This is a genomic window from Burkholderia pyrrocinia (assembly GCF_022809715.1).
Taxonomy (GTDB): domain Bacteria; phylum Pseudomonadota; class Gammaproteobacteria; order Burkholderiales; family Burkholderiaceae; genus Burkholderia; species Burkholderia pyrrocinia_C.
Genome location: NZ_CP094459.1, coordinates 629,428 through 644,034 on the forward strand (window position 1 = coordinate 629,428; position 14,607 = coordinate 644,034).

General features: G+C 67.4%; 15 protein-coding genes. 9 read left to right on the forward strand and 6 right to left on the reverse strand.

Features of this window, described 5'->3' with window-relative positions:
- The first annotated feature begins 119 nt into the window (after positions 1–119).
- Positions 120–551, forward strand: a complete 432-nt coding sequence (locus MRS60_RS02935; RefSeq protein ID WP_034182701.1) for a ribonuclease domain-containing protein — start codon at positions 120–122, stop codon at positions 549–551.
- A gap of 16 nt (positions 552–567) precedes the next feature.
- Entirely contained in the window at positions 568–1,131 is a 564-nt protein-coding gene (locus tag MRS60_RS02940; protein ID WP_027783519.1) for a barstar family protein, read from the forward strand.
- Between the two features lie 182 nt (positions 1,132–1,313).
- Here MRS60_RS02940 and MRS60_RS02945 read toward each other — a convergent pair whose 3' ends face one another.
- The 3 genes from MRS60_RS02945 to speE are packed head-to-tail and all read right to left on the reverse strand — an operon-like array spanning position 1,314 to position 3,424.
- On the reverse strand, positions 1,314–2,081 hold the full coding sequence (locus tag MRS60_RS02945) for a 16S rRNA (uracil(1498)-N(3))-methyltransferase (protein WP_243565194.1): 768 nt from the start codon (positions 2,079–2,081) through the stop codon (positions 1,314–1,316).
- Positions 2,082–2,098: 17 nt separating this feature from the next.
- Entirely contained in the window at positions 2,099–2,515 is a 417-nt protein-coding gene (locus MRS60_RS02950; RefSeq protein ID WP_034182702.1) for a VOC family protein, read from the reverse strand.
- Positions 2,516–2,566: 51 nt separating this feature from the next.
- Entirely contained in the window at positions 2,567–3,424 is an 858-nt protein-coding gene (gene speE / locus MRS60_RS02955) for a polyamine aminopropyltransferase (protein ID WP_243565195.1), read from the reverse strand.
- Positions 3,425–3,640: 216 nt separating this feature from the next.
- Between speE and tkt the strand changes: the two genes are divergently transcribed.
- Both tkt and gap read left to right on the forward strand, forming a co-directional pair.
- On the forward strand, positions 3,641–5,713 hold the full coding sequence (gene tkt / locus MRS60_RS02960) for a transketolase (RefSeq protein WP_034182704.1): 2,073 nt from the start codon (positions 3,641–3,643) through the stop codon (positions 5,711–5,713).
- 88 nt (positions 5,714–5,801) lie between these two features.
- Positions 5,802–6,812 (forward strand): type I glyceraldehyde-3-phosphate dehydrogenase, encoded by a 1,011-nt coding sequence (gap, locus tag MRS60_RS02965; RefSeq protein ID WP_107314676.1) that lies wholly within the window; start codon positions 5,802–5,804, stop codon positions 6,810–6,812.
- Between the two features lie 103 nt (positions 6,813–6,915).
- Here gap and MRS60_RS02970 read toward each other — a convergent pair whose 3' ends face one another.
- On the reverse strand, positions 6,916–7,800 hold the full coding sequence (locus MRS60_RS02970) for a LysR family transcriptional regulator (RefSeq protein ID WP_243565196.1): 885 nt from the start codon (positions 7,798–7,800) through the stop codon (positions 6,916–6,918).
- 151 nt (positions 7,801–7,951) lie between these two features.
- On the opposite strand from MRS60_RS02970, the gene MRS60_RS02975 reads away from it, so the two are divergent.
- The gene (locus MRS60_RS02975) at positions 7,952–8,725 is read left to right on the forward strand and encodes an SDR family NAD(P)-dependent oxidoreductase (protein WP_034182706.1); all 774 of its coding nucleotides are present in this window, start codon (positions 7,952–7,954) and stop codon (positions 8,723–8,725) included.
- Between the two features lie 11 nt (positions 8,726–8,736).
- Complete coding sequence (locus MRS60_RS02980; RefSeq protein WP_034182707.1) at positions 8,737–9,795, forward strand: L-idonate 5-dehydrogenase; 1,059 nt, start codon at positions 8,737–8,739, stop codon at positions 9,793–9,795.
- 89 nt (positions 9,796–9,884) lie between these two features.
- Here MRS60_RS02980 and MRS60_RS02985 read toward each other — a convergent pair whose 3' ends face one another.
- Positions 9,885–10,607, reverse strand: a complete 723-nt coding sequence (locus tag MRS60_RS02985; RefSeq protein WP_081938529.1) for a FadR/GntR family transcriptional regulator — start codon at positions 10,605–10,607, stop codon at positions 9,885–9,887.
- 214 nt (positions 10,608–10,821) lie between these two features.
- Between MRS60_RS02985 and MRS60_RS02990 the strand changes: the two genes are divergently transcribed.
- The 3 genes from MRS60_RS02990 to MRS60_RS03000 all read left to right on the forward strand — a co-directional run bounded on the left by MRS60_RS02990 (position 10,822) and on the right by MRS60_RS03000 (position 13,897).
- Positions 10,822–12,144 carry a C4-dicarboxylate transporter DctA gene (locus tag MRS60_RS02990; RefSeq protein WP_034182709.1) on the forward strand — a complete coding sequence of 441 codons (1,323 nt, stop codon included), beginning with the start codon at positions 10,822–10,824 and terminating at the stop codon, positions 12,142–12,144.
- A 206-nt stretch (positions 12,145–12,350) separates the two neighbouring features.
- Positions 12,351–13,358, forward strand: coding sequence for an allantoicase (alc, locus tag MRS60_RS02995; protein ID WP_034182710.1), 1,008 nt, complete (start codon positions 12,351–12,353; stop codon positions 13,356–13,358).
- Between the two features lie 14 nt (positions 13,359–13,372).
- Positions 13,373–13,897 carry an ureidoglycolate lyase gene (locus tag MRS60_RS03000; protein ID WP_105389854.1) on the forward strand — a complete coding sequence of 175 codons (525 nt, stop codon included), beginning with the start codon at positions 13,373–13,375 and terminating at the stop codon, positions 13,895–13,897.
- A 172-nt stretch (positions 13,898–14,069) separates the two neighbouring features.
- Here the strand turns inward: MRS60_RS03000 and fur are convergent, their stop codons facing one another.
- Positions 14,070–14,498 (reverse strand): ferric iron uptake transcriptional regulator, encoded by a 429-nt coding sequence (gene fur, locus MRS60_RS03005; RefSeq protein WP_034182711.1) that lies wholly within the window; start codon positions 14,496–14,498, stop codon positions 14,070–14,072.
- Positions 14,499–14,607: the final 109 nt, after the last annotated feature.

Here is a 14,607-nt window from a genome sequence, read left to right on the forward strand (position 1 = left end):
ATCCGCGCGTCGTCGGGCTTTCGATTCCCAAACGGACATTGATTCGCGCGGCCAATAACGCTACGCTAACGCCTTTGTTGGTCGTCAACTACTTGATTTAACAGCGGGAACCCTGGTTCATGGCACGCAAGTGGCTCCGCAACGGCGCGCTCGCGTCCGTCTTCGCGATGTTCGCGATGGGTATCGTCGGCACGCCGACGGGCAGTCTGGTTTCCGCCGCTTACGCACGGGAGGCCGTTTCGGCCGACGTGGCCGCCAGCGGGCTCGATACGATCCCGACCGCCCGTCTTCCGCGCGAGGCCGTGACCACGCTGGGACTGATCGGCGCCGGCGGCCCCTATCCGTACGAGAAAGACGGCGTCGTGTTCGGCAACCGCGAGCGGATTTTGCCGAAGGCGAAGCGCGGCTACTACCATGAGTACACGGTGCCGACGCCGCGTGCCCGCAATCGCGGCGCGCGCCGGATCGTCTGTGGCGGGCCATTGCGCCGGATCGACAACTGTTATTACACGGGCGACCACTACAACAGTTTTAAACGTATTGTTGAATGACTTCGGGACGAATGGCATGAGCGACTCCATCTACGCGCACGATTCGGCGGCGGCGGAACTGTTCGCGGCCGGCGACGGCAACCTGTTTCAGCGCGTGATTCAACTGAACGCGGCGGCACAGGCCGTCGGCGCGCCGGAGCAACAGGAAGCCGAGCCCGGGCTTTCATCGAACGAGGAGCCTATGAGCCTTTTCACGACCGTGCGACCCAATCTCGTGCAGTCGATCCGCGCGTTCCGCGTGCAGGATCTCGCCGACGAAGCCGGTCGGCTCGGCCAGCACTTCCTGTACGCGTATTGCGGCGCCGCGCAGTCGAAGCAGGAAGTGATGGAAACGATCGCGACGTCGTTCCTGTTCCCGAAGCATTTCGGGAAGAACTACGACGCGCTGTACGACTGCCTGACCGACCTCGTCGCGAAGGCCGGCGCGCAGCCCGGTTTCGTGATCGTCCTCGAAGGGCTGCCGATCGCGCAGAAGTTCGACAAGGAAGGGCGCGAGACGCTGCTCGACGTGTTCCGCGAGGCGGCCGAGTTCTGGGCCGAGCGCAAGGTCGCGTTCCGCGTGTTCTACTCGTTCGCGTAAGCGCGAATCGGCCTGCGGCTCGCCGCGGCCGGCACGGCGAAAAGCCCGCTTCGAGCGGGCTTTTTTGCGTGTGCGCGGCCGGCCCGACAAAATTCCTTATCGATATCGAGCCGTTGAAAGCGGCGCGCTAACGCGCATCGCCGCGCGTCGACGTCATGCTGCGGCGCCTGCCCGGTCGCGCATCACCATCCGCCCCAGCGCGCTGCCAATGCCGCGAGCACGGCCGCGCCGGCCGTCTCGGTGCGCAGCACGCGCGGGCCGAGCGACAGTGCTGTGAATCCGCGTGCGCGCGCCGCGTTTTCCTCGTCCGGCGACAACCCGCCTTCGGGCCCGATCAGCAGCGTGACGGGCGCTCCGGGCGGCGTGTCTGGCAGCGACGCGAACGGGATGCTCGCGCGCGGCGACAGCAGCAGCCGCAGTTCGCCGTCGGCCGGCGCGGCCGACAGCGCATCGAGCCACGCGTTGAAGCCGAGTACCGGCGCAACCTCGGGCAAGCGGTTGCGCCCGCACTGTTCGCACGACGCGCGCACGACGCCGCGCCAGTGCGCGACGCGCTTGTCCGCGCGTTCGCCTGCGAGCTTCACGACGCCGCGTGCGGTCGACAGCGGCACGATCGCCGCGACGCCGAGCTCGACGGCCTTCTCGATCACCCAGTCCATCTTGTCGCCGCCGGCGATCCCTTGCGCGAGCGTCACGCGATAGGGCGGCTCGGCCTCGGCCGGCTCGAACGCGTCGATCTGCGCGAGTGCGCTGCGCTTGTCGATCTCGACGAGCCGCGCGCGGTATTGGCCGCCCGTGCCGTCGAACAGCGCGAGCACGTCGCCGGGCTGCAGGCGCAGCACCTGAGCGTGGCGCGCGACGTCGGCCGGCAGCGCGAGCGTGGCGTCGGCGCGCAGTGCCGCGTCGACGAAAAAGCGCGGCACGGCCGCGGTGGTGGTGGCTTCGTTCATGCGTGTGGCGGTTTCGGTCATGCGTCGAGATGGCGCGCGAGCGCCCAGCGGTAGCCGTCGAGATCCTCGATCTGCGCGAACCGGTCGCCCCAGAACTGGTCCTGCGGCGCGCTCAGCGATTTCGCGCCCGCGTCCAGCGCGCGCTGCCAGGTTGCGTCGACATCGTCGACGTACAGATAGAACGACTGCGGCGCGGTGGCGTGCGCGCTTTTCGGCGTGAGCGCGATCGAGCCGAATGCACCTTCGGGTGCGAACATCACGATCAACTGGCCGCGGTAGACCATCTCGACGTGCATGATCGCGCCGTCCTCGTCGTGCACGTCGCGCAGCTCGAAGCCGAATGCGGCCTTGAAGAAATCGATGGCCGCGCGCGCGTTGCGTACGGCCAGGTATGGCGTCAACCAAGGCACGTTGGCCGGACGTGGATCGGTCATCGGTAGTTCTCCTGCATGGGGGAAAGCGGAACGGCTCGGCTGCCCGGACGCTCAGCGGCGAGCGCCCAGTGTATCGCGCAGCGTGTGCGGCAGGGCAAAGAGGGACGCATGCAGCCGCGCGTCGTAGTAGCGCAAGCCCTGGACGTGGCGCGCGGCGAGCCGTTCGTCGATGTCGTGCGCGAACAGCGCGGCCGCATCGAGCGTGTCGCTCGCGATCGCCATCAGCCACTGCGAACCGTACAGCGGCACGTGCGCGGACAGCGGATCGACGACCGCGAAGCTCGCGCGCAGGTCGTCGAGCAGCGCGGCGATGCGCGCGGCGTGGAACACCGGCGAGCCGAGATGCATCGAGATCGCGCCGCACGGCGTGAGGATCCGCTTGAGCCGCGCGTAGAACGCGCGTGTGTAGAGGCCGGCCGCCGGCGAATCGGGCGGCGTGAGGTCGAACACGACGAGATCGAAATGCTCGATGGTCGACTCGACGAAATGCGCGGCGTCGCCGATCACGAGCTCGACGCGCGGGTCGTCGAGCGCGCCCTGGTGCACGTCGTCGAGATAACGACGCGCCATCCCGACCACCTCGTCGTCGAGCTCGGCGATCACGATCCGCTCGATGCACGCGTGCTTGAGCAACTGGCGCGCCGCACCGCCGTCGCCGCCGCCGAGCACGAGCGCCTTCTTCGGTGACGGATGCGCAAGCGCGGCCGGGTGCGTCATGCACTCGTGATAGACGTATTCGTCGCCGACCGACGTCATCGGCCGGCCGTCGAGCGTAAACAGGCGGCCGAGCTGCGGGGTTTCCCAGACTTCGATCTGCTGGTGCAGGGACGCGACGCGCGCGAGCCGCCGGGCATTCGGGAAGCCGTAGGTGGCATCGGGCGTGGGGTGAAAGAGTAGCGTGGTGCTCACGGGCGGGCCGCTAGGGGCAGTCGGTTCTGACGTCTGAATTATAGGAGGCGCGCGGTTTGGCGGAAAACCGTGCCGGAACACCGCGCGCCGACAAGGGAAATGTCGGCCCATCTGTTAAAATGACGAGCTTTGCAGCCCCGTCCGTAGGCTCCGTCCGCTTCGCGTCCGTCAGGCGCCGCACCGCGCGCCGGGAACGATTGACGCTCGAGCTTCCGGATGCCGCCGTGCCCCCGTTTCCTCGACTCGTTCTCCGGACTCGACATGACGACTTCGTCTCCCGCCTCCACCACCCTGATGGCCAACGCGATCCGTGCGCTCGCGATGGACGCCGTCCAGCAAGCGAACTCCGGCCACCCCGGCATGCCGATGGGCATGGCCGAAATCGGCGTCGCGCTCTGGTCGCGCCATCTGAAGCACAACCCGACGAACCCGCACTGGGCAGACCGCGACCGCTTCGTGCTGTCGAACGGCCATGGCTCGATGCTGCTGTACTCGCTGCTGCACCTGACCGGCTACGACCTGCCGATCGAAGAGCTGAAGAACTTCCGCCAGCTGCACTCGAAGACGCCGGGCCACCCGGAATACGGGATCACGCCGGGTGTCGAGACGACCACCGGCCCGCTCGGCCAGGGCCTCGCGAACGCGGTCGGCATGGCGCTCGGCGAAGCGCTGATGGCCGACGAGTTCAACCGTGACGGCGCGAAGATCGTCGATCACCACACGTACGTGTTCCTCGGCGACGGCTGCCTGATGGAAGGCATCTCGCACGAAGCCTGCTCGCTCGCGGGCACGCTGAAGCTGAACAAGCTGATCGCGCTGTACGACGACAACGGCATCTCGATCGACGGCGACGTCGTGAACTGGTTCCACGACGACACGCCGAAGCGCTTCGAAGCGTACGGCTGGAACGTGATCCCGAACGTGAACGGCCATGACGTCGACGCGGTCGACGCGGCGATCGCGAACGCGAAGCTGTCGGACAAGCCGACGCTGATCTGCTGCAAGACGGTGATCGGCAAGGGCGCGGCGACCAAGGCCGGCGGCCACGACGTGCACGGCGCGGCGCTCGGCGCGGAAGAAATCGCGAAGACGCGCGAAGCGCTCGGCTGGAAGTGGGAGCCGTTCGTGATTCCGCAGGAAGTCTATGCGGCATGGGACGCGAAGGAAGCCGGCAAGCGTGCCGAGAACGACTGGGACGCGACGTTCGCGCAATATCGCGCGAAGTTCCCGGCAGAAGCCGCCGAATTCGAGCGCCGGATGGCCAACCAGCTGCCGGCCGACTGGGCGCAGAAGGCTGCGGCGATCATCGCCGGCGCGAACGAGCGCGCCGAGACGGTCGCGACCCGCAAGGCTTCGCAGCAGGCGATCGAAGGGCTGGCCGCTGCGCTGCCCGAACTGCTCGGCGGCTCGGCCGACCTGACCGGCTCGAACCTGACCAACTGGAAGGCGTCGAAGGCGGTTCGCGCGAATCCGGAAGGCGCGGGCGTCGTGCTGGGCAACCACATCAACTACGGCGTGCGCGAATTCGGCATGAGCGCCGCGATCAACGGCCTCGCGCTGCACGGCGGCCACAAGCCGTTCGGCGGCACGTTCCTGACGTTCTCCGACTACAGCCGCAACGCGCTGCGCGTGGCCGCGCTGATGAAGGTGCCGTCGATCTTCGTGTTCACGCACGATTCGATCGGCCTCGGCGAAGACGGCCCGACGCACCAGTCGATCGAGCACGTGTCGAGCCTGCGCCTGATCCCGAACCACGACGTGTGGCGTCCGGCCGACACGGTCGAGACGGCCGTTGCCTGGACGCACGCGGTTGCCGCGGATCGTCCGTCGAGCCTGATCTTCAGCCGCCAGAACCTCGCGTTCAACCCGCGTACCGACGCGCAGATCGCCAACATCGAGAAGGGCGGCTACGTACTGAAGGACTGGGACGAGGAAATCGTCGCGCGCAAGATCATCTTGATCGCGACGGGTTCGGAAGTCGAGCTCGCGATGAAGGCCGTCGAGCCGCTCGCGCAGCAGGGTATCGCGGCGCGCGTCGTGTCGATGCCGTCGACCAACGTGTTCGACCGCCAGGACGCCGAATACCGCGAACGCGTGCTGCCGCACGGCGTGCGCCGCGTCGCGATCGAAGCCGGCGTGACGTCCTTCTGGCACAAGTACGTCGGCCTCGAAGGCGGCGTCGTCGGGATCGACACGTTCGGCGAATCGGCGCCGGCCGGCGTGCTGTTCAAGTACTTCGGCTTCACCGTCGAGCACGTCGTCGAGACGGCCAAGGCCGTGCTGGCCTAAAAGCAATTCGCGACGCGCGCCACCCGTTGCGCGCGTCGCACCGTGAAGCTGCACGAAACGAATTTTTTCAGCCATCAGGAGATAGACCATGACGATTCGCGTCGCAATCAACGGCTACGGCCGTATCGGCCGCAACACGCTGCGCGCGTTTTATGAAAACGGCAAGAAGCACGATCTCGAGATCGTCGCGATCAACGACCTGGGCGATGCGAAGACCAACGCGCACCTGACCCAGTACGACACCGCGCACGGCAAGTTCCCGGGCGAAGTGTCGGTCGACGGCGACTACCTCGTCGTGAACGGCGACAAGATCCGCGTGCTGGCGAACCGCAACCCGGCCGAACTGCCGTGGGGCGAGCTCGGCGTCGACGTCGTGATGGAGTGCACGGGCTTCTTCACGACCAAGGAAAAGGCAAGCGCGCACCTGAAGGGCGGCGCGAAGAAGGTGATCATCTCGGCGCCGGGCGGCAAGGACGTCGATGCGACGATCGTCTACGGCGTGAACCACAACGTGCTGAAGGCCGAGCACACCGTCATCTCGAACGCATCGTGCACGACGAACTGCCTCGCGCCGCTCGTCAAGCCGCTGAACGACAAGATCGGCCTCGAAACCGGCCTGATGACGACGATCCACGCGTACACGAATGACCAGGTGCTGACGGACGTCTATCACGAAGACCTGCGCCGCGCGCGTTCGGCCACGCACAGCCAGATCCCGACGAAGACGGGCGCTGCTTCGGCCGTCGGCCTCGTGCTGCCGGAACTGAACGGCAAGCTCGACGGTTACGCGATCCGCGTCCCGACGATCAACGTGTCGATCGTCGACCTGTCGTTCATCGCCAAGCGCGACACGACGGTCGAGGAAGTCAACGCGATCATGAAGGAAGCGTCGGAAGGCTCGCTGAAGGGCATCCTCGGCTACAACGACGCACCGCTGGTGTCGATCGACTTCAACCACAACCCGGCTTCGTCGACGTTCGACGCGACGCTGACCAAGGTGTCGGGCCGCCTCGTCAAGGTGTCGAGCTGGTACGACAACGAGTGGGGTTTCTCGAACCGCATGCTGGATACGGCTGTCGCGTTCGCGAACGCGAAGTAATCCCGCACGTTGCGCGGCCGCGGCAACGCGGCACGCGCGGCGAACGAGCCCGGCCCGGTTTTCCGGCCGGGCTTTTTTGTTGTCGCGAGCCGCGAATGCGTCGTCACCGCGCCGCCGTCACCTGCTCGAGCGCGTCGACGAACGCACGCTTCAGCGGGCTGTCGAGGTCGGTCCATGCGAGGCCGATGCCGGTGCGGTAGCCGGCCAGGTCGAGCGGCCGCGCGAGCACGTTCGGCGGCAGCGCGCTGGCGGCTTCCGCCGGGATTAGCCCGATGCCCATCCCCGCCGCGACGAGCGCGAGCATCGTCGTGAATTCCCCGAACTCCTGCGCGATCTCGAGCGTCGTGCCCGCGCGGCTCAGCGCGAGCAGCATGTCGTCGTGAAAGCCGGGCGCATAGCGGCGCGCGAGCACGAACGCGGGCTGGCCGCGTAGCGCCGCCGGCGGGATCGTGTCGTGCGCGACGAGCGGATGGTCGAGCGGCAGCGCGACGACGAAGCCTTCTTCCAGCACCACGCGCGTGTCGATGCCCGCATACGCGGCCGGCAGCCGGATCATCCCGAAATCGATCCGCCGGTCGCGCAGCGCGGCGATCTGGTCGGGCGTCGGCATGTCCTTCAGTTCGAGCGCGATCAGCGGATAGCGCTCGCGCATCGTGCGCAGCACGGCCGGCAGCAGCGCGGGCAGCACCGACGACACGAACGCGATCCTCAGCGTGCCGATCTCGCCGCAGCTCGACAGCCGCGCCATCTGTTCCGCGCGCGCGGCCTGCTGCAGTGTCGCGCGCGCTTCCGGCAGGAACACGCGCCCCGTGTCGCTCAGTTCGACCTTGTGGCGGTCGCGCTCGAACAGCCGCGCACCGAGCTCTTCCTCGAGCGCCTTGATCTGCATGCTCAGCGCAGGCTGCACGATGAACAGGCGCTGCGCCGCGCGCCCGAAATGCAGCTCTTCCGCGAGCGTGACGAAGGCGCGCAATTGCTTGAGTTCCATGGGCGGCGGGCAGGAGAGGGCGGTAATCAGATTTCATGATAACCGGATCAAAAAAGACCATTGGCGCAGCCTCGGGCCGGCAGCAGAAGATACCGTCGACGCGAGACCGGCCGCGACGGGCAGCCGGCTCCACTGGCACGAGGAGACATGCATGACCAACGCACTTGAACGGTTCCGTCTCGACGGCCGCCGCGCACTGATCACGGGTTCCGGACGCGGGATCGGGCTGACGCTCGCCCGCGGGCTCGCGGAAGCCGGCGCGGCGATCGTCATCAACGATCGTAATGAAGAGAAGGCTGCGACGCTCGCGCGCCATTTTCGCGACGAAGGCTTCGCGGCCGACCATGCGGTGTTCGACGTCGCCGAGCATGCGCAGGTGCGCGCGGCGATCGACGACTTCGAGGCGCGCGTCGGTGCGATCGACATCCTCGTGAACAACGCGGGCATCCAGCGCCGCGCGCCGCTCGACGCATTCGAGCCCGACGACTGGCATGCGCTGATGCGCGTGAATCTCGACGGCGTGTTCAACGTCGCGCAGGCCGTCGCGCGTCACATGATCGCGCGCGGCCATGGGAAGATCATCAACATCTGCTCCGTGCAGAGCGAGCTCGCGCGGCCGACGATCGCGCCGTACGCGGCGTCGAAGGGCGCGGTGCGGATGCTGACGAAAGGGATGTGCGCCGACTGGGCGCGCCACGGCATCCAGGCCAACGGCCTCGCGCCCGGCTATTTCGAAACGGAGCTGAATCGCGCGCTGGTCGACGACGCGGCGTTCTCGGACTGGCTGTGCAAGCGCACCCCGGCCGGCCGCTGGGGGCGCGTCGACGAGCTGTGCGGCGCGGCGATTTTCCTTGCGTCGGCCGCATCCGATTTCGTCAACGGCCAGACGCTGTTCGTCGACGGCGGCCTGACGAGCGCCGTATAGGGAGGAAGGTCATGCGTATGCGTTGCATGTGTGTCGTGATCCACGGGCCGAACGACCTGCGGGTCGAGGAACAGGACGCGGGCGAGATCGGCCCGGGCCAGGTGCGCGTCGATGTCGCGATGGGCGGCATCTGCGGGTCCGACCTGCATTACTTCCGGCACGGCGGCTTCGGCGCGATCCGGCTGCAGCAGCCGATGGTGCTCGGCCACGAGGTTGCCGGCACGGTCGCGGAGGTCGCGCCGGACGTGACGTCGGTGAAGGTAGGCGATCGCGTCGCGGTCAATCCGAGCCGGCCGTGCGGTGCGTGCCGCTACTGCCTCGAAGGCTTGCCGAACCAGTGTCTGGACATGCGCTTCTACGGCAGCGCGATGCGGATGCCGCACGTGCAGGGCGCGTTTCGCAACGCGCTCGTGTGCGACGCGGCGCAGTGCGTGAAGGTCGCCGATCATGTGCCGCTGTCGCTCGCGGCGCTCGCCGAGCCGTTCGCGGTCGGGCTGCATGCGGTGTCGCGTGCGGGCCCGCTGATCGGCAAGCGCGTGCTCGTGTCGGGCTGCGGGCCGATCGGCGTGCTGGCGGTCGCGGCGGCGCGCGTGCACGGCGCGGCGGAGATCGTCGCGACCGACGTCGTCGAAGCACCGCTGGAAGTGGCCCGCGCGCTCGGCGCCGACCATACGATCAATGCGGCGGCCGATGCCGGATGGGTCGAGCGCTACGGCGCCGACAAGGGCACGTTCGACGTGATGATCGAGTGTTCGGGCAATGCGCGCGCGTTGCGCGACGGGCTGGACGTGATGCGTCCGCGCGGCGTCGTCGTGCAGCTCGGGCTCGGCGGCGATGTCAGCCTGCCGCAGAACGTCGTGGTCGCGAAGGAGTTGTCGATCTGCGGATCGTTCCGCTTCCATGCGGAATTCGCGCTCGCGGTGCAACTGATCAACGCGGCGCGCGTCGACCTGCGGCCGGCCATCACGCGCGTGTTCCCGATGCGCGACGCGAACCTCGCGTTCGAACTGGCCGGCGACCGGCAGCGCGCGATGAAGGTGCTGATCGATTTCGCGGGCGAGGCCGCGTGATCGTCCGGCGCCGGCGCGTGCTTTTTTCGTGATCGACGCGAATCCGATCGCTGCGGTGTGATGCTCGTGCGGCGTGCGCCGCACGGCCGTCAGGCGCCGGGCGTCGGGAAGAAGATGCCCGCGCGCTGCGCGGCGTTCGCGATGTGCGTTTCGATCGCGCTGCCCGCGGCGGCCGCATCGCGCGCGATCAGCGCATCGACGATCGCGCGATGCTCGTGCCACGTCGACAGCAGCAGCTCGCGCCGGTAGAACGGCATGCGCTGGCTTTCCTTCATGATGTCCGCGCTGCCGCGCAGGATCGATTCGATCGCCGCGTTGCCGGCGAGATGGATGATCCGCATGTGGAAATCGAAGTCGAGCTGCGACGCCTCGTCGAGCGCGTTTTCGGTCAGCGCGACGTGCAGGTCGGCGAGATTGTCCTCGAACCACGCGATGTCGTCGTCGCTGACCACGCGCGCAGCCATCCGCGCGGCGAACCCTTCGAGCGCGTAGCGCATCTGGTAGGTATCGGGCGGCGACGACTGCTCGGCAAACTGCCACGCATGCGCGGCCGTTGCCTGCGCGCTTTCGACGTACACGCCCTTGCCCGCGCGGATGCGCAGCATCCCGAGCGCCTCGAGCGTCGACAGCGCCTCGCGCAGCGACGCACGGCTGATCTCCAGCTCCTCGGAGAGCTGACGCTGGGCCGGCAGCAGGCTGCCGACCGGATAAACGCCTGCCTCGATCCGGTCGCGGATCGTCGCGATGGCGGCGTCGGTCACGGTATGCGGAACATTTTTCATGATGTGAACGATGGCCGGTCTGACCGGCATTGTAATCCGCACGGGCGCAGCGCACGACCGCACTACGGGAAAGCCACGATCAGACCCGTTTTCGGGGCCGCCGGACGCATGCGAAGGGGGGCGGGAAATCCCTATTTTGTCCGTCCTTGACGTCACTATATCGGCTTCCTACTATCCACCATAACATCACTGGTCTTACCAGTATGAACAGACGAAACTGCAACCGTTGGATCGGGAGAGCGCCGTGTCGAAATTCCTCAATTCGCTGTTTGGCCGGGTAGTCGTCGCATTGATCCTGGGGGTCGCGCTCGGCGCGTTCTTCCCGCATTTCGCCGAGTCGCTGCGACCGCTCGGCGACGGCTTCCTGAAGCTCATCAAGATGGTCATCGGCCCGATCGTGTTCTGCGTCGTGGTCAGCGGGATGGCCAACGCCGGCGACCTGAAGAAGGTCGGCCGGGTCGGCCTGAAGGCCGTCATCTACTTCGAGATCATGACGACGCTCGCGCTCGGCATCGGCCTCGTGCTCGCGTGGGTCACGCGCCCGGGCGTCGGGATGAACATCGACCTGCATTCGCTCGACGCGTCGTCGCTCGCGTCGTACGCGAAGAACGCCGAAAGCCTGAAGGACACGGCCGGCTACCTGATGAAGATCATCCCCGACACCGCGATCGACGCGTTCGCGAAGGGCGACATCCTGCAGATCCTCGTGTTCGCGGTGCTGTTCGGCTCCGCGCTGTCGCTGCTCGGCGACAAGGCGCAGCGCGTCAACTCGCTGATCGAGGAGCTGTCGCACGTGTTCTTCCGGATCATCGGCTTCATCATCAAGCTCGCGCCGCTCGGCGTGCTCGGCGCGATCGCATTCACGACCGGCAAGTACGGCGTCTCGTCGCTCAAGCAGCTCGGCTACCTGGTCGCGGTGTTCTACCTGAGCTGCTTCGTGTTCGTCACGGTCGTGCTCGGCATCGTGATGCGGCTCGCGGGCTTCTCGGTGTTCAAGCTGATCCGCTACCTGCGCGAGGAGCTGTCGATCGTGCTCGGCACGGCGTCGTCGGATGCGGTGCTGCCGCAGGTGATGCGCAAGCTCGAATACATGGGCGTCAAGGATTCGACGGTCGGCCTCGTGATCCCGACCGGCTATTCGTTCAACCTCGACGGCTTCTCGATCTACCTGACGCTCGCCGTGCTGTTCATCGCGCAGGCCACCAACACGCCGCTGTCGACGCATGACCTGATCGTCGTGCTGCTCGTGTCGCTCGTCACGTCGAAGGGCGCGCACGGGATTCCCGGTTCGGCGATCGTGATCCTCGCGGCGACGCTGTCGGCGATCCCGGCGATTCCGGTGCTCGGCCTCGTGCTGATCCTGCCGGTCGACTGGTTCGTCGGCATCGCCCGCGCGCTGACCAACCTGATCGGCAACTGCGTCGCGACGGTCGTCGTCGCGGTGTGGGAGAACGATATCGACAAGGTTCGCGCGAAGCGCGTGCTGAACCGCGAGCTGCGCTACGTGCCGGCCGAAGAGGAAGGCCGCGCGACCCCGGTCGCCGGCGACCAGGCCCACGCGCTCTGAGCGCGGCTTGTCGCGCGGGGCGGCTTTGCCCCCGGTAGTCCCGCGCGATCGATTTACATGCGGCCGGCGCCTCGATGCGCCGGAACTCAATCAGAAATTGCTTTGCATGGGACGGGAGTAAGCGCTGAAGCGCCAACTCTCGTCGACCGCGAAGCATGGGATGGGAGTAAGCGCTGAAGCGCCAACTCCCATCGACAGGAGACGACATGGCAGCCCCCATCCTCGATCCGAACGCGCCGGCCTTCACGCGGCGCTACATGAACCTCGCCGACCCGCGCCTCGGTGCGCAGGCTTTGTTTGCGAGCGACGAGTTCTTCGCGCCGAAAGAGCGCATGCTGAACCCCGAGCCGGCGGTGTTCATCCCCGGCAAGTACGACGACCACGGCAAGTGGATGGACGGCTGGGAAACGCGCCGCAAGCGCACGACCGGCCACGACTTCTGCGTGGTGCGGCTCGCGCGGCCGGGCGTGATTTTCGGCGTCGATCTCGATACGAGCCACTTCACCGGCAACTTCCCGCCGGCCGCGTCGATCGAGGCGTGCGTCGCCGACGGCGACACGCCGCCCGACGATGCCGAATGGCGCACGATCGTCCCCGCGACGACGCTGCAGGGCAATTCGCATCACTACGTGAGCGTCGACGACGCGCAGCCGGTCACGCACCTGCGCGTGAACCTGTATCCGGACGGCGGGCTCGCGCGGCTGCGCGTGTACGGCCAGCCGCAGCGCGACTGGCGCCATGTGCCGGCCGGCGAACTCGTCGATCTCGCGGCGATCGAGAACGGCGGTTATCTGGTGGCCGCGAACAACCAGCACTTCGGCCCGGCATCGCAGATGCTGATGCCGGGGCGCGGCGCGAACATGGGCGACGGCTGGGAAACGCGGCGCCGCCGCGAGCCCGGCAACGACTGGGCGATCGTCGCGCTCGCGCGGCCGGGCATCATCCGGCGCGTCGAGGTCGACACGGCGTTCTTCAAGGGCAACTTCCCCGACCGCTGCTCGCTGCAGGCCGCGCGGGTCGCGGGCGGCACCGACGATTCGCTGGTCACGCAGGCGATGTTCTGGGCCGAATTGCTCGGCGAGCAGAAGCTGTCGATGGACCACGTGCATACGTTCGACCAGCTCGCGGCGCTCGGCCCCGTCACGCACGTGCGTTTCAACATCTTCCCGGACGGCGGCGTGTCGCGCCTGCGTCTGTGGGGCGAGCCGGCTTGAAGGAGGGCGACGGCATGAGCGGACCCCATATCCTGCGCGTCGAGCGCCTGACCCGCGAAGCGTTCGCGCCGTTCGGCGACGTGATCGCGCTCGAAGGCGCGCGGCATTTCCCGATCAACGGCGGCACGACCGAGCGCTTCCACGATCTCGCGACGATCGACGTCTGCGCGGACGGCGGCCGGCCGCTCGTCAGCGTGTTTCGCGCGCAGCCGCGCGCGCTGCCGGTCGCGGTCACGCTGATGGAGCGCCATCCGCACGGCAGCCAGGCGTTCATCCCGCTCGCGGCCGTGTCGCGCTACGCGATCGTCGTCGCGCCTGCCGGCGAATTCAGGCCCGAAGCGATGCGCGCGTTCCTGGCCGAAGGCTGGCAGGGCGTGAACTATGCGAAGGGCGTCTGGCACCATCCGCTGCTTGCGCTCGACGCGGTCAGCGATTTCGTGATCGTCGATCGCGGCGGCCCGCAGCCGAACTGCGACGAGATCCCGCTCGACCGTGCGTGGGCGCTCGAGTTCGAGCCGGCCTGCGCGAGCACGGCCTGACGCGGCGCGCAGCCGGGGTCGGGTTCCGGTTGCGGGCCGCGCGAGATCGCCGAAGGGTGTTCGGCAGCATTCCGAACCGGCTCGTGCGCGATGCGCGGCACGATCCCGAAAAGAACACGGCCCGGGCGGCGAGATGCCGGCCGGGCCGTGCTTCGTGCGCGCGGCGCGCGATTCAGTGCTTGCGGTGCGGGCAGTTCTCGGTCGTGCAGGAACCGTACATCGCGAGCGAGTGCTCCTGAAGCCGGAAGCCGCGCTCCTTCGCGATCGCCTGCTGGCGGCCTTCGATCTCGGCGTCGAAGAATTCCTCGACGCGGCCGCAATCGAGGCACACGAGGTGGTCGTGGTGCGAGCCTTCGTTCAGTTCGAACACGGCCTTGCCGGATTCGAAGTTGCTGCGCGAGAGCAGGCCGGCCTGCTCGAACTGCGTCAGCACGCGGTAGACGGTGGCGAGCCCGATGTCGAGCTGCTCGTTGAGCAGGTTCCGGTAGACGTCTTCCGCCGTCAGGTGGCGCACGGGGCTCTGCTGGAAGATCTCGAGAATCTTGAGGCGCGGTAGGGTGGCCTTTAGCCCGATATTCTTGAGATCCGTCGGATTGGTCATGGCTAGGCATCCCTAGAGTACAATGCAGGGCTTCAATGTTACCGGCTTTTCGCCGTTCCAGATACACGCGCGGCCTGCGACGCAGGCCAGCACGGTGAAGGAAATGATC

Coding starts and splice junctions, on each gene's coding strand:
- fur (WP_034182711.1), bottom strand. CDS start 14,498: ATGACCAATCCGACGGATCTCAAGAATATCGGGCTAAAGGCCACCCTA.
- MRS60_RS02945 (WP_243565194.1), bottom strand. CDS start 2,081: ATGAACGAAGCCACCACCACCGCGGCCGTGCCGCGCTTTTTCGTCGAC.
- MRS60_RS03000 (WP_105389854.1), top strand. CDS start 13,373: ATGAGCGGACCCCATATCCTGCGCGTCGAGCGCCTGACCCGCGAAGCG.
- MRS60_RS02975 (WP_034182706.1), top strand. CDS start 7,952: ATGACCAACGCACTTGAACGGTTCCGTCTCGACGGCCGCCGCGCACTG.
- gap (WP_107314676.1), top strand. CDS start 5,802: ATGACGATTCGCGTCGCAATCAACGGCTACGGCCGTATCGGCCGCAAC.
- MRS60_RS02940 (WP_027783519.1), top strand. CDS start 568: ATGAGCGACTCCATCTACGCGCACGATTCGGCGGCGGCGGAACTGTTC.
- MRS60_RS02950 (WP_034182702.1), bottom strand. CDS start 2,515: ATGACCGATCCACGTCCGGCCAACGTGCCTTGGTTGACGCCATACCTG.
- MRS60_RS02980 (WP_034182707.1), top strand. CDS start 8,737: ATGCGTATGCGTTGCATGTGTGTCGTGATCCACGGGCCGAACGACCTG.
- MRS60_RS02970 (WP_243565196.1), bottom strand. CDS start 7,800: ATGGAACTCAAGCAATTGCGCGCCTTCGTCACGCTCGCGGAAGAGCTG.
- tkt (WP_034182704.1), top strand. CDS start 3,641: ATGCCGCCGTGCCCCCGTTTCCTCGACTCGTTCTCCGGACTCGACATG.
- MRS60_RS02935 (WP_034182701.1), top strand. CDS start 120: ATGGCACGCAAGTGGCTCCGCAACGGCGCGCTCGCGTCCGTCTTCGCG.
- alc (WP_034182710.1), top strand. CDS start 12,351: ATGGCAGCCCCCATCCTCGATCCGAACGCGCCGGCCTTCACGCGGCGC.
- MRS60_RS02985 (WP_081938529.1), bottom strand. CDS start 10,607: ATGCCGGTCAGACCGGCCATCGTTCACATCATGAAAAATGTTCCGCAT.